The sequence below is a fragment of the Labrenzia sp. THAF191a genome (genome assembly GCF_009363335.1).
GTDB classification, from domain to species: domain Bacteria; phylum Pseudomonadota; class Alphaproteobacteria; order Rhizobiales; family Stappiaceae; genus Roseibium; species Roseibium algicola.
This window is the reverse complement of the sequence record NZ_CP045333.1, coordinates 3,621,455-3,639,859: the sequence shown is the minus strand read 5'-3', so window position 1 is coordinate 3,639,859 and position 18,405 is coordinate 3,621,455. Positions and strand designations below refer to the sequence as shown.

The following is an 18,405-nucleotide window of genomic DNA, read 5'->3' as shown; positions in this document are numbered from 1 at the left end:
CCTCAACAAATTCTGAACCTGAAAGAGGAAATACGGCCCTATTCTGGAACTATTGAACCCACGAGCATCTATTTCTTTCACGTCGGTCAAATTGCTCGTCAATTTTTCCTAATCACTACTAAATTCACGAGAAACCTTGCCCGCGTAGAATTACCAATCCGGACCGGCATCTACGGAAGATTTGAATCGATCACACGCTCAACTTGATCCGATTTCTGTACCGCTGGATGGGACTCACAACCAACGCCTCAAATCGCCGTGCGTCTGATCAGCTTCTGAAAATGCTGTTCTTGACATTGTTGGTTCGTGGGCAGTTTTTCAGGTTTGTTGTCCAAAGCGGCCCGCACGCGCCAGTGCTGTCCGCCAGCAGCAGCATTGAATCCACAATTCATCCAGAGCGGAATTTACAGGCAAGACCAACGGCAAGCACAGCCAGCCCGAAACACGAACTCGCCGGATAGAGCAACGCTGCAGCCGCGGCATCCCGGTACAGAGCCTCACTACGACCAGCCGCCAGAACCTGGAAGAAGATCTGGCCCTGCACCGCGATGCCAAGCGCCATGCCGATCTGCTGGAAGGCCTGGAGAACTCCGGACCCTGCTCCCGCATCCGGTCCGGAAACCCGCGACAGCACGAGCTGGAACAATGCCGGGATCACCGTTCCCGTTCCAAGTCCGACAATCAGGAATGGCAACACCAGCAGGCTTGCCGATGTCCCATTGGAAACGAGCAGGCGCACCGCCACCAGACCGCAGAAAACAGCCAGCATGGCAAGGCTGATCCTTGCCGCCTGATAGCGGGCTCCGAAGCGGCCTGTCATCGCGGACGCAAGGATGACGCCAACCGGATGTGGCGCCAGGATGAGCCCGGCTGTCATGGGCGATAATCCAAGGCCTGCCTGCAGGAAGAGCGCCATCATGAAGAACATGCCTGCAAGACCGGAAAAGAACAGCGCGACAAACGCGACGCCCGCAACAAACACGCGGTCCCCTGTCAGCAGCACCGGCAGAAGCTGCGCCTGGCCGAGGCGCGCCTTCTGAACCTGCAGCCGGTAGAACAGAACAGCCAGAACCGCGCTTAGCCCCATCAAGGCAAAACACCAGAACGGCCAGCCGAATTGCCTGCCTTCCACAAGCGGAAACACCAGCGACAGCACTGCAAGGGCGAAAAGAAACGTTCCGGACCAATCCGGCGTCACCCGGTTTTCGGTCTCAAGGTGCGGCAGAAAGCGAAGAGCGCCGGCCAGCGAGATCAGCCCGACAGGCAGATTGATCAGAAAGATCGGCCGCCAGCCCAGCCCGAAGACATCGGCCGCCACGATTGCCCCGCCCACCAGCGGCCCCGCCACGGCCCCAAGTGCGCTGACGGAGCCGAACAGGCCGATGGCCTTGCCTTTTTCCTCTGCCGGAAAGATCACGTGAACAATGGCAAGTACCTGCGGCACCATCATTGCCGCGCAGAGCCCCTGCAGGCCGCGGGCGGTAATCAGGGTGCCTATATCAGGCGCCAGACCGCATGCCAGGGAACTGGCGGTAAACCCGGCGACACCCCAGCGGAAGACCCGCCCCCTGCCGACCACGTCTCCAAACCGGCCGAAAGGCAGCAAACCGGCGGCAAAGGCCAGTACATAAACAACCAGCACCCATTCCAGCTGGGTGTCCGTGGCGCCAAGCCCCCGGCGGATGGACGGCAGCGCCAGATTGACCACCGACACATCGAGAATATTCATGAACATGGCAAGGTAGAGCGCGGCCAGCGCCGCCCAGCGATTGCGCCTCTCCCTGGTCGCACCGTCAAACAAAAGTGACATTCAGAACTCCTGGCAAGGCGTGAACTCGATTTTGTTACTTATAAAGTTACAAAATCACGCACGTCAATCTCATGTGCCTTGATTTGTCACGTAACCGAATCCGGCATAAGGTTTTCCAAACGGAGATTTCCATGCGAACCGACAGCCGATTGCCGCGCGTGCTTCACGTGCTCCTGCATCTGGACCAGACAGAAGCCCCTGTGACGTCCGATCAGATCGGGAAGATGCTCAACACCAACCCTTCCCTGGTCCGGCGCACCATGGCGGGGCTGCGGGAAGCGGGTTTCGTCGGGGCCACCAAGGGTCATGGCGGCGGCTGGGTGCTGGCCAAGAGCCTGGACAGCATCTCTCTGGCAGAGGTCTATGCCGCCCTCGGCTCACCACAGCTTTTTGCCGTCGGTCAATCCGCCGACGCCCCCACCTGCCTTTTGGAACAGGCCGCCAACCGGGCAACTTCAGCCGCGCTGGAGGCGGCACGCAAAACGTTCCAGGTAAAGCTTGGGCAAGTGACGGTGGCCGATCTGGTACGGCCGCATGCGCAGGAAATCCGGGAGCATCAGGAAAAACTTTAGGTCCGAAATTTAGCCGCAAACCTTGGGCAATCTTCGGAACACCTATGAAGACTTCCATTCAAGAACCTTCTTCGAGGCATGGTCCGGAGCAAACTGAACAGCCCCCTTGCTTCGCGACGCAACATTGTATACAAGCGCACACAATAGAAATCAGGTACAACTCGCACCATTCAGATTTCCGTTTCGCCTTCCCATTTTCCAGACCCGCGAGGCAATGCGTCCCATGGCAAAGATCAAAGTCGACAATCCGGTCGTCGAGCTCGACGGCGACGAGATGACCCGGATCATCTGGGCCTTTATCAAGGACAAGCTGATCCACCCCTATCTCGACATCGACCTGCTCTACTTCGATCTGTCGATCCAGAAACGCGACGAGACCGACGACCAGATCACGGTCGATGCGGCCAACGCCATCAAGGAACATGGCGTCGGTGTCAAATGCGCCACCATTACACCGGATGAAGCGCGGGTTGAGGAATTCGGCCTGAAGCGCATGTACCGTTCGCCCAACGGCACGATCCGCAACATCCTTGGCGGCGTTATCTTCCGTGAGCCGATCATCATGCAGAACGTGCCGCGCCTGGTGCCGGGCTGGACCCAGCCGATCATCGTCGGCCGCCATGCCTTTGGCGACCAGTATCGCGCCACCGACTTCCGCTTTCCCGGCAAGGGCAAGCTGACCATCACCTTCACCGGTGAAGACGGACAGGTGATCGAACACGAAGTCTATGGCGCGCCGTCCGCCGGCGTCGCCATGGCGATGTACAATCTCGACGACTCAATCCGCGATTTTGCCCGCGCTTCGCTGAACTACGCGCTCAACAGAAAAGTGCCCTGTTACCTCTCCACCAAGAACACGATCCTGAAAGCTTATGACGGCCGCTTCAAGGACCTGTTCCAGGAGATCTACGAGGCCGAATTCAAGGACAAGTATGCGGAAGCCGGCATCTGGTACGAACACCGGCTGATCGACGACATGGTCGCCTCCGCTCTGAAATGGTCCGGCGGGTACGTCTGGGCCTGCAAGAACTACGACGGTGACGTCCAGTCAGACACGGTTGCCCAGGGGTTCGGCTCGCTCGGCCTGATGACGTCCGTTCTGATGACACCGGACGGCAAGACGGTGGAAGCGGAAGCCGCCCACGGCACGGTCACACGCCACTATCGCCAGCACCAGAAGGGCGAGAGCACATCGACCAACTCGATTGCCTCGATCTTCGCCTGGACCCGCGGGCTCGCGCACAGGGCCAAGCTCGACGACAACCAGGAGCTTGCCCGTTTCGCCCAGACGCTGGAAAAGGTCTGCATCGACACGGTGGAAGCCGGCCACATGACGAAGGACCTTGCCCTGCTCGTCGGCCCGGATCAGGCCTGGCTCACCACTACCGGCTTCCTGGACAAGATCGACGAGAACCTGGCCAAGGCCATGGCCGCACACTAAGGCATTGCCTGTGAAGGCCGAAGGAGCGACACCGCGGACATTGTCCGCGGTGTTTTGCCTTTCGGCCCAACAACAACCTGCCGATTGTCCCTCTTCCCGGCCCGCGCTAGGCTCACCCGGCTGGTAGCCAGAGGAGAGGACGGTGTTGACGATCCGCGAATTGAAGACGCCTCTGATCGGCCCCCTGGACCTTGCCTTGCAAGCGGGCGAAGCCGTTGCGATTTCAGGACCCTCCGGCGCAGGCAAATCCCTGTTTCTCAGAGCAATTGCCGATCTCGATGAAAGCACCGGCCATGTTGCCCTGGATGGCACGGTGCGCGACGCCATGCCGGCTCCTGAATGGCGCCGAAAGGTGGCTTACGTGCCTGCCGAAAGCGGCTGGTGGGCGGACCGTGTTCAGGATCATTTCGCCGAAACTTCCGACCTTCCCAACCTGCTGCGCGAGGTTGGTCTTGCCGATGCGCTCCCCTGGGAGGTCTCCCGGCTTTCCACCGGTGAGCGCCAACGCCTTGCCCTTGTGCGCGCTCTCCAGACAGCACCGCAGGTTCTTCTGCTGGATGAACCCACCTCCGCGTTGGACCCGCCTTCCGTTGACCTGGTCGAAACTCTCCTGAAACACCAGCTTGCTGCCAATCGCGCCCTTCTGATCGTCACGCACGACCCCGGCCAGCCCGAACGGCTCGGGGCACGACGGCTTGTCATGGAAAAAGGCCAGCTGACGGCAGGTGCTGGCCAGGGGGCGCCCGCGTGACCGGTTATCTCGCCCTCACCTATTGGGACCTCGTGGCCGCCTCGGTGTTCCTGCTGTTGAACGCGGTTTTTTCGATCGTGCTTGATCTCGGCCTCACCCGCACGCTCATCATTTCGGCCTTGAGAATGAGCGTGCAGCTGATCCTGGTCGGGCTTGTCCTAAAGGCAATCTTCTTTGCCGGATCCCTGTTGTGGACACTGCTGGCTGCTGCCGTGATGCTGGCTTTCGCAGGGCGCGAAATCTGGGCGCGGCAGGACCGTCGCCTTGCTGGCCTCTGGGGCCCGGGGCTCGGCGTCGCCGTCATGCTGGTCGCAGGCACGCTCGTCACGATCTACGCCCTGGCAGGGCTCATCCGCCCCGACCCGGTCTGGATGCCGCAATATGCACTGCCGCTTTTCGGCATGGTGCTCGGCAACACAATGACCGGGGTCAGCCTCGGCCTTGATACGCTTCACACGTCGCTTGCCCGCGGGCGACGCGACGTGGAAGCCCAGTTGCTCTTGGGCTGCACCCGCTGGGAAGCGACACGCCCCTTCTCCCGTCAGGCACTGCGGTCAGGATTCACGCCGATCATCAACGCCATGGCGGCAACAGGCGTCGTGTCATTGCCCGGAATGATGACAGGGCAGATCCTGTCCGGGGTCGATCCGCGTGAAGCAGTCAAATACCAGCTCATGATCATGTTTCTGCTTGGCGGCGCTACCGGCCTCGGTGTCCTTGGCGCTACCTTCGCCAGCGTGTGGCGCCTGACCGACAACCGTGACAGGCTGCGTCTCGACCGTTTGAACGGAGGGTCTCGATGATTGAACTTTATGGTGCGGACTATTCGGTCTATGTGCGCTCGGCCCGAATGGCACTTATCGAAAAGGGGATCGCCTACGAGCTTGTCCCGATCGATGTGTTTGCCCCGGGTGGACCGCCGGAAAGCTATCTTGAGCTGCAGCCTTTCGGCAAGATCCCCACACTGAAGCATGGCGACTTCACCCTGTTCGAAACAGCGGCCATCCTGCGCTACATCGATGAAGCCTTCGACGGCCCTCCGCTTCAGCCAGCCTCTCCACAACCGCGGGCGCGCATGGCTCAGCTTCTCTCCATCCTCGACAATTACGCCTACAAGACCCTCGTCTGGGACATCTTCGTCGAACGGGTGTCAAAGCCCTCTGGCGGCGCCCCCGCGGATGAAGTCAAGATCGCCTCGGCGCTCGGCCGGGCAAGAACGATCGTCGAAACACTGGAAGCGCTTGTGACGGAAGGTCCATTCCTGATGGGCGATCAACTCACCCTCGCCGACTGCCATGCGGTCCCGATGCTTGCTCTCTTCGAGCTGTCAGAAGAAGGCCGGTTGCTTCTGCGTTCGGCGCCGAAGCTGTCCTCATGGCTGCAGATGTTCAAGGAACGCGACAGTTTCAGAAAAACCGAACCGTCTGGTTGAGTGCGATTAGGCGTCAGGCCTTTATCTTTTCCGCAGGTCAGAACCACTGCAAACATGTTAGTCTTTTGCCGTTCCACGACGCCCGTTGCTCCATTTACATTCAGGCAGGCACAACATTGAATCATTTTATGAAGAAGGGGATTTTTAGATGAAGTTTCAAAAGCTTGTAATTGTTTTCTTGAGCAGCCTTTTGCTGATGTGTGCCGGTTTGGCAGCATCGGCACAAACAGTCCACGAGCCCTCCCGCGGCACTGCCGAGCGCAAGGACATACTCGATGCGATGCGTCCGATGATGGAAGCAAGGGTGGGGCCCCCGGTCGAGTTCGTGGTCAACTGGATGCGTTCCGGCCATGGCTGGGCTTTCGTCCAGGTTTCGCCGCAGCGCCCAGGTGGTGGCGTCATTGACCTGTCCCGCACGACGTTCGCCTCGCAGGCGGAGTATATGGATGGCCTCGTCACCTTCGCCTTGTTGCGTTACCAGTTTAACCGATGGAACCTGGTCGACTTTGTCGTCGGCCCGACAGATGTCTTCTGGCAGGGCGATCCGCTCTACGCCCAGGTACCCCGTGGCCTGACACCCTACTGAGCGCCCTTTCGACAGGCCTACTTTGCCGGATCCTTCTGCGTTCCGGCAACTTCCTCCATCATGTCATCTTCAGAGTCGGCTTCGTCCTTGGAATCGTCCCCCTGGAAAAGCTCCGGCTCCTGGTCGGTGTTCTCTGAAGATGCAAACACGCCCGACTGCTGAAGTTCCTCTTCCGCCAGCTCGCCCAGCACACGTTTTCCCGCCGCAACACGGTCTCGCGCTTCATCCATGATCTTCTTGGCCAGCCCTTCATCCCTGTCCATCAGGTGTTTGAGGGCTTCCGCTTCCAGCACCAGAAGCTGGCAATCCTTGTAAGCGACCACTTTCGCGGTTCTGGGTGTCTGATTGATCAGTGCCAATTCGCCAAAGAAACTGCCTTCTCCCAGATAGACCGTGTCGTGCTGCAGCCGGATTTCGACTTCTCCGTCGGCGATGAAATACATCTTGTCCGCAACATCGCCCTGCTCGGCAATCGTACCGCCCTTGCGCACGCGAAGCGACTGCAGCAACTTCGCAACTTCGGCAATCTCCGTCGCCTTCAGGTCTTCGAACAAGGGCACGCGCGCCACCATCGACCAGGTGACGACAAAATCCCGGCTATGGATTTCCCGGGCAAAGGCCGAAGCAATGATGCCGACCGGCAAGGCTATCAGCCCGTAGCCCATCAGCATGACGATACCCCCAACCGTCTTGCCGAGATTGGTGACCGGCACGACATCGCCATAGCCGACGGTCGTCACAGTGGTAATCGCCCAATAGATGCCGTGCAGAATGCTGCGGAACTTTTCCGGCTGGTCGTCATGCTCGATCAGATACATCAAGGTGGCAGCCATCAGGATGACCCCGAAGATGATCATGCTCGATCCGAGCAGAGCCCTGCGCTCGTTGCCGACGGCGGAAATCAACGAACGCAACGCCGGTGAATACCGGGCCAGCTTCAGGAAGCGCAGCAGCCTCAGGATGACGACCATCGTGACCGCCTGATTGGGCAGGAACAACACGAACAAAAGCGGCAGGGCCCCGATCAGATCAATGATCGCATCTGGCTGGATCGCATAACGCAGCCTGGAAAACACCGGCCCGTAACGGCGCAGCGGCGGATGGAGATCGGCCACGTAAAGACGCATGACGTATTCGGCCAGAAAGACAAGTCCGCTGCCCAACTGGATCAGACGCAGATGCGTGCTCAGGATGTCTCGGATTTCCGGCACGGTTTCCAACACCGCAAGCGCGATGTTGATCAGGATGAGGACGATCAGGAAGTTCCGCAGCAAGCGCGCGCCGATGCGGCGTTTGCCCGTGTCCTCAAGCACCTCATAGAGCGCCCGTTTGAATTCGTGGCCGGACACCGAGCCCCCCGTTTCTGATTTTGCTCGCGTTTTCATGAATAGCCGAAAGACAGGCTACGACAAAGCTCTCCACGCGGACAGCCCTCACCGCGCCGCACGAAGCTGTGCATAGGGGTGAGCGGAACGTGATTGGGCAATTTTGTCGCAGGCCCCATCTCCATGGATAGCCAACCGAACTGAAGGAGGACACCATGACCATAGACACCGACAAGGTTCGCGCCGCAGAAACCACGCCTCACCACATCGTGCTGAAAATGTTGCTGGTCTCGACGTTCTTCGCAGCAGCCGCGCTGGCAGTGACTGCTTTGCTGAACTGAACCAACCGGCAGGCCACCAGAGGCAGCCCTGACCAGGTCACCTCAAACGACGCCCCCCTCCAACGTGACCCCGGCCAAGCACAGCGCGAGCCGGGACCGGGGAACGACAAGCCTTGCAGGACCTCAAGAGGCGATACCGAGAGCAATAGAGCTCCCCGATCCTGGATCTTCGCTTCACTGCGTCCGGGATGACCAAAGAGGGGCATGTTTGAACTTGGTAGCGAGGAAAAGACCTGATGCCTTCAGGCGAGCGGGAAAAGCGCCAGTAGGGCCGCCTTCCCCACAAAACAACCAATATCCCCTCCGTCGTCATCCCGGCCAAGCGAAGCGCGAGCCGGGACCGGGGAGCGACAAGCCTTGCAGGACCTCAAGAGGCCATGCCGAGAGCGATAGGGCTCTCCGTCCCCGGATCTTCGCTTTGCTGTGTCCGGGATGACCAAGGAGGGGCTTGTGTAATTTCGCCCCGGGAAGTGCCCGAGCATCTTAAACGAACAAGGGCGGCCCTGATGGGACCGCCCTTTTCAATTTTGATTGTCCGAAGGACCATCAGAGCCCCGTGAGGTGTGCCTCGATTGCGGCAACGGCTGTGTCGGCCTTGGACCCATCCGGTCCACCGGCCTGTGCCATATCAGGCCGACCGCCACCACCGCGGCCGCCGAGCGCTTCCGAACCGATCCGCACCAGATCCACGGCGCTGACCTTGTCGGTCAGATCCTGCGTGACGGCAGTCACGATGGCGGCCTTGTCGTCTTCGGCAACGCTGATCAGAACGACCACGCCAGACCCGAGCTGGGTCTTGGCCTCGTCGGCCATGCCTTTCAGATCCTTCGGGTTGATCCCCTCGACGATACGCGCCATCAGCTTGAACGCGCCGGCGTCCTTCACCGGCGCGCCGCCTTCCGCTCCACCGCCCATGGCGAGCTTCTTCTTGGCATCCGCCAGTTCGCGCTCCAGCTTCTTGCGATCTTCAACCAGCTGAGCCACGCGAGCCGGAACATCGTCAGCGCTGATCTTCAGCAGGCTGGCCAGTTCGCGCATGCGCTTGTCCTGGGCATCCAGATATTCACGGGCTTCTGCGCCAGTCAGCGCCTCGATACGGCGAACGCCGGCAGCAACCGCACCTTCGGAAACCAGTGTCACCAGACCGATGTCGCCGGTACGCTTCACATGTGTACCGCCGCACAGTTCAAGCGAATAAGGCTTGCCCTGCTTGGGGCCATGGAGAGCGGTCCCCATGGAAACGACGCGAACCTCGTCCCCGTATTTCTCGCCGAACAGAGCCATGGCGCCAGCTTCGATAGCATCATCGACTGCCATCAGGCGTGTATCGACAGGCGCGTTCTGCAGCACGATCTCGTTGGCAAAGCCCTCGACCGTTGCCAGCTCCTCATCGCTCACCGGCTTGGGATGCGAGAAGTCGAACCGCAGGCGCTCCGGCGTTACCAGCGAACCCTTCTGAGCGACGTGATTGCCAAGGACCTCGCGCAAGGCCTCATGCACAAGGTGCGTAGCCGAGTGGTTGGACCGGATCGACTTGCGGCGGGAATGGTCGACCTTCAGTTCCAGGGCAAGGCCCGGAACCAGCTCGCCTTCTTCCACGGTGACCGAATGAACGAAGAGCCCTTCGGCCTTCTTCTGCGTATTGGTCACGGCAACCTTGACGCCATTGGCCAGCATCCAGCCGGTGTCGCCCACCTGGCCGCCGCTTTCGCCGTAAAACGGCGTCTGGTTGAGAACCACGAAACCGCTTTCACCTGCAGACAGCTTGGCAACTTCCTTGTCTTCAGCTGCAAGACCGGCAACGACACCTTCGGCCGTCTCGGTCTCATAGCCGAGGAAGTCCGTGGCGCCGTGCTTTTCCTTCAGTGCGAACCAGACTGCCTCCGTCGCTGCGCTGCCAGACCCGGACCAGGCCGCACGGGCTTCCGCTTTCTGGCGCTCCATTGCAGCATCGAAGCCATCCGTATCAACCGAAATGTCGCGCGTTCTGAGCGCGTCCTGGGTCAGGTCCAGCGGAAAGCCGTAGGTGTCATAAAGCTTGAACGCGGTTTCCCCGTCCAGACGACCGCCGGCCTCAAGGCCTTCGGTTGCGGTGTCCAGCAGGCCGAGACCACGCTCCAGCGTCTTGCGGAAACGCGTTTCTTCCAGCTTCAGCGTTTCTGTGATCAGATCTTCAGCGCGGCTCAGCTCCGGATAGGCACGGCCCATTTCACGCACCAGCGCCGGAACCAGCTTGTGCATCAGCGGTTCGCTCGCACCCAGAAGATGGGCGTGGCGCATGCCGCGGCGCATGATCCGGCGCAGCACATAGCCGCGACCCTCGTTGGACGGAAGCACGCCATCGGCAATCAGGAAGCTCGTGGAGCGCAGATGGTCGGCAATCACGCGGTGGCTGCCGGTGGCGTCGCCTTCCGCTTCAACACCCGTTGCGTTGACGGACGCCGCGATCAGTGCCTTGAAGAGGTCGATGTCGTAGTTGTTGTGGACGCCCTGCATGACAGCGGCGATCCGTTCGATGCCCATGCCGGTGTCGATGGACGGACGTGGCAGGTCGAGACGCTTTTCCGGCGTCTGTTCGTACTGCATGAAGACGAGGTTCCAGATCTCGATGAACCGGTCGCCATCTTCTTCCGCAGAGCCCGGAGGGCCGCCCCAGATGTGGTCGCCATGGTCGTAGAAGATTTCGGAACACGGGCCGCACGGACCGGTATCGCCCATGGACCAGAAATTGTCCGACGTCGCGATACGGATGATCCGGTCTTCGCTGAGACCTGCGATCTTCTTCCAAAGATCGAACGCCTGATCGTCTTCGGCAAAGACGGTTACCAGCAGCTTGTCCTTCGGCAGGCCGAATTCCTTGTTGACGAGGTTCCAGGCCAGTTCGATCGCCTGGTCCTTGAAATAATCACCAAAGGAGAAGTTGCCCAGCATCTCGAAGAAGGTGTGGTGGCGCGCGGTGTAACCGACGTTATCCAGATCGTTATGCTTGCCGCCGGCGCGAACGCATTTCTGTGCCGTGACCGCACGGGAATAGTCGCGCTTTTCCAGGCCGGTGAACACGTTCTTGAACTGGTTCATGCCCGCGTTCGCAAACATCAGGGTCGGATCGTTACGCGGCACCAGCGGCCCGGACTCGACCACTTCGTGGCCGTTTGTCTTGAAATAGTCCAGAAAGGCAGAGCGGATTTCATTTACGCCGGTCATTCGGATCTCGCATCGGTCACAGCCCCGCATATGAGGGCCTGTTGAAAATCTTGAAGGCGCTGGATCCGGGTCTCCGATCCGCGCCGGAACAGCCTTTTAACTTTCACCTCCAACCCTGTCCAGCGGTTGCACGGACCCGACCCAAAGGAAAGCTACCGGGAAACAGGCGATTTCCGGAATGAAGGCTGCCGTCATGCGCAGGACAATCGCTCCGACAGGATCTGACCTCTTCCGATTTCGCTCCGTTGCGGGTCCCGAAAAGCAAAAGGCCCCCTTCCGGAGTGCGGAAGGAGGCCCTTGGAAGACCGGACAAACGTCCGGAGCTCTTGTAAGCGCTAACCGGAAGCTGAGGATCAGTCCTCGGCTTCTTCCGATGCAGCGTCCGGATCAATGATCGCATCGGCGATCAGGCCGGCGTTCTGGCGGATCGCAAGTTCGATTTCATCGGCAATTTCCGGATTGTCCTTCAGAAACTGCTTGGCGTTTTCCCGGCCCTGGCCAAGACGCTGGCTGTTGTAGGAGAACCAGGCACCCGACTTTTCAACGATGTTGCCCTTGACGCCGAGGTCAATGAGTTCGCCGGTCTTGGAGACACCTTCACCATAGACGATGTCGAATTCCACCTGACGGAAAGGAGGCGCAAGCTTGTTCTTGACGACTTTCACGCGGGTCTGGTTGCCGACCACTTCGTCCCGGTCCTTGATCGCACCGATACGGCGGATATCCAAACGGACGGAGGCATAGAACTTGAGCGCGTTACCGCCGGTCGTGGTTTCCGGAGAACCAAACATCACGCCGATCTTCATGCGGATCTGGTTGATGAAGATCACCATGCACTTCGACTTGGAAATCGAAGCAGTCAGCTTGCGAAGAGCCTGGCTCATCAGACGGGCCTGCATGCCCGGCAGGCTGTCGCCCATCTCGCCTTCGAGTTCTGCCTTCGGCGTCAGCGCGGCGACCGAGTCGATGACCAGAACATCGATGGCGCCGGACCGCACCAGCGTGTCGGCAATTTCAAGTGCCTGTTCACCAGCGTCCGGCTGGGAGATCAGCAGATTGTCGATATCGACGCCAAGCTTGCGTGCATAGATCGGATCCAGCGCGTGCTCCGCATCGACAAAGGCGCAGATACCACCGGTCTTCTGGGCTTCGGCAACCGCATGCAGGGCAAGCGTGGTTTTACCCGAAGACTCAGGCCCGTAGATCTCGACGATACGGCCGCGCGGCAGACCGCCGATCCCAAGCGCGATATCAAGTCCGAGCGACCCGGTCGAGACGGCTTGCACCTCAACCACCTGGCCCTGCCCCATCTTCATGATGGAACCTTTGCCGAAGGCGCGTTCGATTTGGCTGAGCGCTGCGTCCAGCGCTTTTGTCTTATCCATCTGGCTGCTTTCTACGAGACGAAGTGTACTTTGCGACATGGCTTACGCTCCTTATTCCACGATGGACGCGCCGTTTCAATGAGAGCCTTTGTACACATTTTGTTCTCATTTGACAAGTCGGCAAAACCGATTGGTATTAAAATGAAAATGGCTGTTTGTTTCCAATATGTTCTCACTTATCGATTTTAGAACTTACCTAGCGTAATCTATTGATTGGAACATCCCGTGATTCCTGTAGCGCGCAACTTCGTTTGGCGATTCGCGCAACTTCACTTGGCAACCAACTTTTCGGAATTGACCTCTTCAATTAGCCTGCTTAGCTCTAGTAAGCCCCAATCCTTGAAAACGAGTTTGTCGACGTTCGAAAGTTCCGGAAGTAGGTCTGCAAAAGCCTTGGCCACATTTCCTGCTTTTGCCAGCCCCTGCATTTGTCGATCGATAGGAGATGGATCGGTGGTTTCTCTCCACTGAGATAAAATCGCATTGCAATGGTTCAATGAGACTAGGAACCCCCGCACTCCCTCCTCCCGTCGAACTCCCACCATGTTTTTCGGTGTCAATAAAACTGCAGCTTCGAATAGCGTCTGGCTTAGCGAAGATACGAGATATTCAAAGTCTTCGTGTGCCCTAGCCTGGCGTTCACTCTGCTGGTTTTCCTCCATCAACTTCGTTTGTGTGCCAAACAACTCTGCACTGCGTCGTGCTTCCTCCGCCTGGGCGCGTGTCGCGTCTTTGGCTTCGATTGCGACCTCTCTGGTCAACTCCATTTCTTTGCGAGTTAGCCGTAACTCCTCTTTTTGTGCTGAAAGTTCCTTTGATTGGATCACAACGGCATAGGCCAACCATGCAAAAGCAAGCGGTGCAAAAAAGCCCGCCAAGAAGTCACCCAGTTCGTTTGCGGTTAGGCAAGATATTACCGCTTTTTGAACATCAGAATCGCACTCGGATGAACTCAACCAGAGGACGCCAACGCCTAATGCGACCCAAGCTGCTGATCCAAGGAACATCCAATTTATGGTCGATGAACGCCCGAGTTTTTCGTTTTTAGATGTCATAAGTGATCCACCTCAGATGCAACGGGATCTGCATGACCCAACAACTGCAAACTGCACCTCTAACAAATTTTTCTTAAGCTGTGAGTCCGACGTCCGGTCCCGATTTAGAAACTATATCGAAAACAAACTCCATATCTGCGTCACTAAGTCGAACCACTTCGTACCAATCGACATTAATTCCAGTCGCAACATTGCTGGGTAGTACTTCTGGCCATTGAGACGCCAGTTTTTTTCCTAGGATGGGGTTTTGATGCTTCAGCAAGTTTACCAATGTGCAAATCTTACGAAGTTCAGGTTGAACTTGAATGTTCATAAGAGATGCGGCTTTTACTAGTTCGTTGTAGCTTTTGATAGTGGCCTTTTCACCAGCCTTAAAGCGAGACTGCATTTGAATGGAAGCTTCCCAAGCATGGAAGACTGCAATCGCAAAACTATTCCGAAGACCGTGGAGCGCGTCGTTGATCGCATCTATGTCGAGTTCCAAGACTTGCTCTTGCGACCAAAGGAGGTATCCGTCCTCATCGCGTTCTTCGATAGGCGGAGAACCATTTGTTACACCGAGTTTGTAGTCCTCTAGCTGACGCACCTTGGCACCAAGTGAAATCGTCAGTTCTTTGGCCGCTACGCGATAGCTTTCGTAAAGCGCTTTCATGCGTTTCACGAAGGTGAAACCGATCACATTGAAACTCAATGGTGCCATTGAATTGACTTCCGTTTTTGCTCTGGTGTCGGACAACGTAAGCGAAATGCTATTATCATGAAAACTTCACACCACCTTTGAAAGCCTCTGACTAGCAATGTCGTAATAAGCTGCTTCCCTCTCGCAACCGATAAAACGGCGGCCAGCGCGAAGGGCTGCAACACCGGTTGTACCAGAACCTGTGAAGGGATCGAGCACGGTGCCAAGTGGGCACACCTGGACGAGTGCATCCATCAAAGGCAGCGGTTTACCCGTGGTATGAAGTTTGGGGCCTGCTGCCATTACGCCGCAACGGATGACCCCTGGATAGGTGGGACCATCCTTATCGTGCCAAGCCCCTTTAGATCCCCACAGGATGAACTCAGCCTGCTGGCGAAACCGTCCTTTGGCCGGACGGCAGGCTTCCGTCTTGTCCCAGGGAACACACCCCCGGTAGGTGAACCCGGCTGCCTGGACTGCATCGATCATGACCGAAAGCTGCCGCCAATCAGTGAAGACGATGAACGGTGAGCCGGGCTTGAGAACGCGGTAGGCTTCAGTGAGCCAAAGGGTTGACCAGAGCATGTAGGAATGCTGGTCGCGGTTTTCGCCTGAAAACTCCGGATACTTTTTGGGGTCATTCACGTACTTGCTGTTGGCACTGTCCGCCGTTCGGCTGCCGGCATGCAATCCGCCAGAGCTGTACGGCGGATCGGTAACGAGGGCGTCATATTGTTCGGCTGACTGATCATGCAGCCAAGTCAGGGCGTCTTGTTGGAAGAGTTGCCAGGACATGTTTTCTCCGGAATATGGCGCTCTGGGCGTTCGGAGAAGGGCTCTAGGGGCCTCAGGTTATTCAACGTCCCACATCGGGGACATTTAATTTCTACAGGGCCAACAATCGCTCGCTCGGCCGACTTCATCAAGAGTTTGCGGCAAGAGCCGCAGCGGATTTCATTCATCGTGAGTGACAACCTTATGGCGACTCATCCATAAAACCCGAGCATCGCGCGATGCACCGGGCGCGGTGGTTGTCTTAGGCTACCGGGCGGGCTGAAGATTGGCGTTGGAGGCCCGCCGTCCGGACCTTGGTCCGGACCGTCCATCAGGGAGGCAAAACGGCCGGAAAGACGATCAGCGGCTTGTGTCCGTGAAAACGGGGAAAACCAAAATGAAAAGCCTCAGAGTTTATTGGCGTTTCTTTAGAAAAAACCACATTTCGCAAAAGTGGAACCGCGTTCTTCACTACGCTGATGTTGCATCCGAATTGGGTGAGCGAGACTGGAAAAAAATTACGCTGCTCATGATAGCAATAGCTGTCTCTGGATACATGCTTGCTTTTCTCTACGTCTTTGTCTTCGGAGGAGAAGATTTTGATAAGCGCGCAAGAGCTGCGACTCCCTTCCTTGTCGGCCTTGCGGCCGCAGCGACCTTCTTTTCTGTTCTGTGGCGGGGTGTAATCACCGCTAGACAGGTTGAAGAAGCGAAGCGGGCCAATGATAGCAAAGATGAAATTGAGCTTGGACTTCTGCTTGAGAAGGCAAACGAGCTCCTGCAAAAACCAGAAGAGCGTAATAAGACCATGGCGATTGCCATGCTTGAAACTGTTGCCACCGCAGCCAACGATAAGTATTCCACCTATGCGCTTCAGCTGATATCCGATGAGGTCGTTGCCTCCCAGATGGGGGTGTATTCTGAGAGTCAAGCTATACGTGCCGACAGCATCAGAAGAAGCAATCAGATCCGAAAAATATTCCGAAAATGTGCGGAACATTCCCCCCCTCGGATTCTCACAGATACAATTCTGTTCACCTTCTCTGAACCCAGTCTTGGCACCAATCCATTCTCGGAGAAACCGAGCTTTGTTCCAATAAGTGAAATACCAAATCAGTTCATTAGAGGCGCGAGTATTAAATTCTCTGACGAAGCGATCGATACAATGAACAAAGCCGGAAATCGATGGCACTTCGCTAACTGTGTCTTCGACAACATGAGCTCGGATCTGAGTGGCCTTAGGAACTCGCATGCAATCGAAGCAATGGACGGCCGTTTTGTAAATTGTGAGTTTAAAAGCTATAAAATTAGACCGGCAGTTAGCCTCGCAGGTCTTCTCGGTTGGGTACTTTCGGCTCCACAAAAATGCATATTTCGATCTTGTGATTTCTCGTCTGCTGGACTTTCGACTGTTTTTTTTAAATCTAACTCTTTCAGCGGATGTACTTACGATCCCGCACGCCCACCTGAATTGTTGGATGAAACCGAAAAAACATTCGAAGAATTTGCACAACAAAACGACATTGACGTCAAACCATCCGGACAAACAACTTTTGGCGGTTTGTTCGGACCTCTGACCGATACTGAAGGGAAAACCGACTAGCTTAAATAACGTTAAGTAGACTTTTGAAACGAACTCGCGCGTCACTCTTTCGTCTCCACTTCCACCATCGTTGTCCAACCGCCCCCCTCCGGATCAATCGTATGAGTGACCACGGTTGAAACCCATTTGATGCTTTCGATCGCAGCTCCGAAGCCAGTCAAGGTGACCGAAGCGCCGGCAACGGCAAACGGGTTGCCGCGCATCTCGAAAGACCCGGAGCCGGTCCATCGGCTTAAGGCAGACGCCACCGCGCCGGCCGTTTTCTTGGCTTCAGTCTCAGTCGGTGTAAGATGCTTGGGCGCATATGCGCCGCCTTTCTTCCCGATGCTCTGCGTTTCCTGTTTCAGGTGTCCCTTTTTCGGATCGTACCAGGTTGTTGCCGCCCCCCGCTTAATCTGCTAGCCCGCGCTTTCAACGGTTGCCAGTACCGGCGCATCGAACGCTTCTGTTCTGATGCCGGCTTTTCATGAGACAGTCCAGAACGTGACTTCAGACATCTCCTCCCCCGTCATCGCAATCGGTGCGATCCATTACGATACGATCGCCCATGCCAGCGAGCCGATCCGCCCTGAAACGTCAACCCCGTCGAGACTGAGTGCGAAGCCTGGCGGCGTTGCCACGAACATTGCCCGTGCACTGGTTCGGCTCGGGGTTGGAACACGCCTTGTGGGAGCGGTTGGAGAAGACGGCGCTGCAGACATGCTTTCCCGCCAGCTCAGCCAGGAAGGGCTCGAGCTGCATGTGAAGGCCCGGAAAGGTTTCGCAACGGGCCAGTACCTCGCGCTGCATAATCCGGCAGGCGATCTTGCGGCCGCCTGCGTTGACGACCGTGTTCTGTCCGAAGCTCCGGAGGATCTCTTCGACGGTATCGTCATGGACCTCGCAGCAACCGCGACGGACGATACGATCTGGTTTCTGGATGCCAACCTGCCCGCTGCAATGCTGGTCCGGCTGACGGGGCGTGCCTTGCCTGGGCGTCTTGTTGCCAATGCCGTTTCGGATGCCAAGGCAGTCCGGCTGCGTGGGGTTCTCGGCAAACTGGATTGCCTGATGCTGAACCGCGGCGAAGCGGCCACACTTACAGGGCTTTCCCGCGACACGTCTTCCGAAGACCTCGCGGCGGCCTTGTCGCAGACCGGCCTCAAGAGTTTTGTCCTGACCAGTGCAGCATCTGATGTGCTGGTGCTCGAAAGCGGGAAACTTCACCGGTTCGCACCGCTTCAAACAGATATCGTCGATGTCACCGGGGCTGGCGATGCATTAACTGCCGGAACAGTCGCGGCGCTCGCCAGAGGCTATGGCCTGACGCGAGCAGTCCCTCTTGGCCTTGCAGCTGCAGCCCTGACCTTGCGCAGCACCGGCGCCCTCGCGGAAGAGCTCTCCTGGGATGCCCTCGCCAGCTTTTGACCATATGGACAAATTCCAATCTTGGCGCATCTCCGCCTTG

The 18,405-nt window shown here is 57.6% G+C and carries 18 protein-coding genes; 9 read left to right on the top strand and 9 right to left on the bottom strand.

Features of this window, described 5'->3' with window-relative positions; all coding sequences use genetic code 11:
* Positions 1-388: 388 nt before the first annotated feature.
* The gene (locus FIV05_RS16695) at positions 389-1,810 is read right to left on the bottom strand and encodes an MFS transporter (protein WP_152510346.1); all 1,422 of its coding nucleotides are present in this window, start codon (positions 1,808-1,810) and stop codon (positions 389-391) included.
* A 131-nt stretch (positions 1,811-1,941) separates the two neighbouring features.
* Here FIV05_RS16695 and FIV05_RS16690 point away from each other — a divergent pair, with 131 nt between their 5' ends.
* The 6 genes from FIV05_RS16690 to FIV05_RS16665 all read left to right on the top strand — a co-directional run bounded on the left by FIV05_RS16690 (position 1,942) and on the right by FIV05_RS16665 (position 6,592).
* On the top strand, positions 1,942-2,382 hold the full coding sequence (locus FIV05_RS16690; RefSeq protein WP_152510345.1) for an Rrf2 family transcriptional regulator: 441 nt from the start codon (positions 1,942-1,944) through the stop codon (positions 2,380-2,382).
* Positions 2,383-2,605: 223 nt separating this feature from the next.
* Positions 2,606-3,823 carry an NADP-dependent isocitrate dehydrogenase gene (locus tag FIV05_RS16685; protein WP_152510344.1) on the top strand — a complete coding sequence of 406 codons (1,218 nt, stop codon included), beginning with the start codon at positions 2,606-2,608 and terminating at the stop codon, positions 3,821-3,823.
* Between the two features lie 142 nt (positions 3,824-3,965).
* Positions 3,966-4,574 carry an ABC transporter ATP-binding protein gene (locus FIV05_RS16680; protein ID WP_152510343.1) on the top strand — a complete coding sequence of 203 codons (609 nt, stop codon included), beginning with the start codon at positions 3,966-3,968 and terminating at the stop codon, positions 4,572-4,574.
* Positions 4,571-5,377, top strand: coding sequence for an ABC transporter permease (locus tag FIV05_RS16675; protein ID WP_152510342.1), 807 nt, complete (start codon positions 4,571-4,573; stop codon positions 5,375-5,377). Before FIV05_RS16680 ends, FIV05_RS16675 begins: the two co-directional genes overlap by 4 nt.
* Positions 5,374-6,006, top strand: a complete 633-nt coding sequence (locus tag FIV05_RS16670) for a glutathione S-transferase family protein (RefSeq protein WP_152510341.1) — start codon at positions 5,374-5,376, stop codon at positions 6,004-6,006. The genes FIV05_RS16675 and FIV05_RS16670 overlap by 4 nt, the downstream gene beginning before the upstream one ends.
* Positions 6,007-6,154: 148 nt before the next feature.
* On the top strand, positions 6,155-6,592 hold the full coding sequence (locus FIV05_RS16665) for a hypothetical protein (RefSeq protein WP_152510340.1): 438 nt from the start codon (positions 6,155-6,157) through the stop codon (positions 6,590-6,592).
* Positions 6,593-6,609: 17 nt separating this feature from the next.
* On the opposite strand, the gene FIV05_RS16660 is transcribed toward FIV05_RS16665, so the two are convergent.
* Positions 6,610-7,941, bottom strand: a complete 1,332-nt coding sequence (locus FIV05_RS16660) for a cyclic nucleotide-gated ion channel (RefSeq protein ID WP_209009684.1) — start codon at positions 7,939-7,941, stop codon at positions 6,610-6,612.
* A gap of 191 nt (positions 7,942-8,132) precedes the next feature.
* On the opposite strand from FIV05_RS16660, the gene FIV05_RS31890 reads away from it, so the two are divergent.
* Complete coding sequence (locus FIV05_RS31890) at positions 8,133-8,258, top strand: hypothetical protein (protein WP_023000808.1); 126 nt, start codon at positions 8,133-8,135, stop codon at positions 8,256-8,258.
* Between the two features lie 546 nt (positions 8,259-8,804).
* On the opposite strand, the gene alaS is transcribed toward FIV05_RS31890, so the two are convergent.
* The 6 genes from alaS to FIV05_RS32060 all read right to left on the bottom strand — a co-directional run bounded on the left by alaS (position 8,805) and on the right by FIV05_RS32060 (position 15,504).
* A complete protein-coding gene (gene alaS / locus FIV05_RS16655; protein ID WP_152510338.1) occupies positions 8,805-11,462 on the bottom strand; it encodes an alanine--tRNA ligase in 2,658 nt (885 codons plus the stop codon).
* Between the two features lie 353 nt (positions 11,463-11,815).
* A complete protein-coding gene (recA, locus tag FIV05_RS16650; RefSeq protein ID WP_031269221.1) occupies positions 11,816-12,886 on the bottom strand; it encodes a recombinase RecA in 1,071 nt (356 codons plus the stop codon).
* Positions 12,887-13,116: 230 nt separating this feature from the next.
* The gene (locus tag FIV05_RS16645) at positions 13,117-13,902 is read right to left on the bottom strand and encodes a hypothetical protein (protein WP_152510337.1); all 786 of its coding nucleotides are present in this window, start codon (positions 13,900-13,902) and stop codon (positions 13,117-13,119) included.
* Between the two features lie 73 nt (positions 13,903-13,975).
* Positions 13,976-14,602 (bottom strand): hypothetical protein, encoded by a 627-nt coding sequence (locus tag FIV05_RS16640; protein ID WP_152510336.1) that lies wholly within the window; start codon positions 14,600-14,602, stop codon positions 13,976-13,978.
* Between the two features lie 66 nt (positions 14,603-14,668).
* Positions 14,669-15,376 (bottom strand): site-specific DNA-methyltransferase, encoded by a 708-nt coding sequence (locus tag FIV05_RS16635; RefSeq protein WP_152510335.1) that lies wholly within the window; start codon positions 15,374-15,376, stop codon positions 14,669-14,671.
* Positions 15,343-15,504: a Com family DNA-binding transcriptional regulator gene (locus tag FIV05_RS32060; protein ID WP_353622189.1), complete on the bottom strand. Its 162-nt coding sequence runs from the start codon at positions 15,502-15,504 to the stop codon at positions 15,343-15,345. Before FIV05_RS32060 ends, FIV05_RS16635 begins: the two co-directional genes overlap by 34 nt.
* 248 nt (positions 15,505-15,752) lie before the next feature.
* Here FIV05_RS32060 and FIV05_RS16625 point away from each other — a divergent pair, with 248 nt between their 5' ends.
* Positions 15,753-16,958, top strand: coding sequence for a hypothetical protein (locus FIV05_RS16625; protein WP_152510333.1), 1,206 nt, complete (start codon positions 15,753-15,755; stop codon positions 16,956-16,958).
* A 41-nt stretch (positions 16,959-16,999) separates the two neighbouring features.
* Here FIV05_RS16625 and FIV05_RS16620 read toward each other — a convergent pair whose 3' ends face one another.
* Positions 17,000-17,206, bottom strand: a complete 207-nt coding sequence (locus FIV05_RS16620; protein ID WP_152510332.1) for a hypothetical protein — start codon at positions 17,204-17,206, stop codon at positions 17,000-17,002.
* Positions 17,207-17,441: 235 nt separating this feature from the next.
* Here FIV05_RS16620 and FIV05_RS16615 point away from each other — a divergent pair, with 235 nt between their 5' ends.
* Positions 17,442-18,365 carry a PfkB family carbohydrate kinase gene (locus FIV05_RS16615; RefSeq protein ID WP_209009683.1) on the top strand — a complete coding sequence of 308 codons (924 nt, stop codon included), beginning with the start codon at positions 17,442-17,444 and terminating at the stop codon, positions 18,363-18,365.
* The last annotated feature ends 40 nt before the right edge of the window (positions 18,366-18,405 follow it).

Bases quoted from the DNA above. Each gene is read 5' to 3' on its own strand.
- FIV05_RS32060 (WP_353622189.1), bottom strand. From the start codon at position 15,504: ATGAAGTCGGCCGAGCGAGCGATTGTTGGCCCTGTAGAAATTAAATGT.
- FIV05_RS31890 (WP_023000808.1), top strand. From the start codon at position 8,133: ATGACCATAGACACCGACAAGGTTCGCGCCGCAGAAACCACGCCTCAC.
- FIV05_RS16695 (WP_152510346.1), bottom strand. From the start codon at position 1,810: ATGTCACTTTTGTTTGACGGTGCGACCAGGGAGAGGCGCAATCGCTGG.
- FIV05_RS16640 (WP_152510336.1), bottom strand. From the start codon at position 14,602: ATGGCACCATTGAGTTTCAATGTGATCGGTTTCACCTTCGTGAAACGC.
- FIV05_RS16670 (WP_152510341.1), top strand. From the start codon at position 5,374: ATGATTGAACTTTATGGTGCGGACTATTCGGTCTATGTGCGCTCGGCC.
- FIV05_RS16685 (WP_152510344.1), top strand. From the start codon at position 2,606: ATGGCAAAGATCAAAGTCGACAATCCGGTCGTCGAGCTCGACGGCGAC.
- FIV05_RS16635 (WP_152510335.1), bottom strand. From the start codon at position 15,376: ATGTCCTGGCAACTCTTCCAACAAGACGCCCTGACTTGGCTGCATGAT.
- alaS (WP_152510338.1), bottom strand. From the start codon at position 11,462: ATGACCGGCGTAAATGAAATCCGCTCTGCCTTTCTGGACTATTTCAAG.
- FIV05_RS16645 (WP_152510337.1), bottom strand. From the start codon at position 13,902: ATGACATCTAAAAACGAAAAACTCGGGCGTTCATCGACCATAAATTGG.
- FIV05_RS16625 (WP_152510333.1), top strand. From the start codon at position 15,753: ATGAAAAGCCTCAGAGTTTATTGGCGTTTCTTTAGAAAAAACCACATT.
- FIV05_RS16690 (WP_152510345.1), top strand. From the start codon at position 1,942: ATGCGAACCGACAGCCGATTGCCGCGCGTGCTTCACGTGCTCCTGCAT.
- FIV05_RS16665 (WP_152510340.1), top strand. From the start codon at position 6,155: ATGAAGTTTCAAAAGCTTGTAATTGTTTTCTTGAGCAGCCTTTTGCTG.
- recA (WP_031269221.1), bottom strand. From the start codon at position 12,886: ATGTCGCAAAGTACACTTCGTCTCGTAGAAAGCAGCCAGATGGATAAG.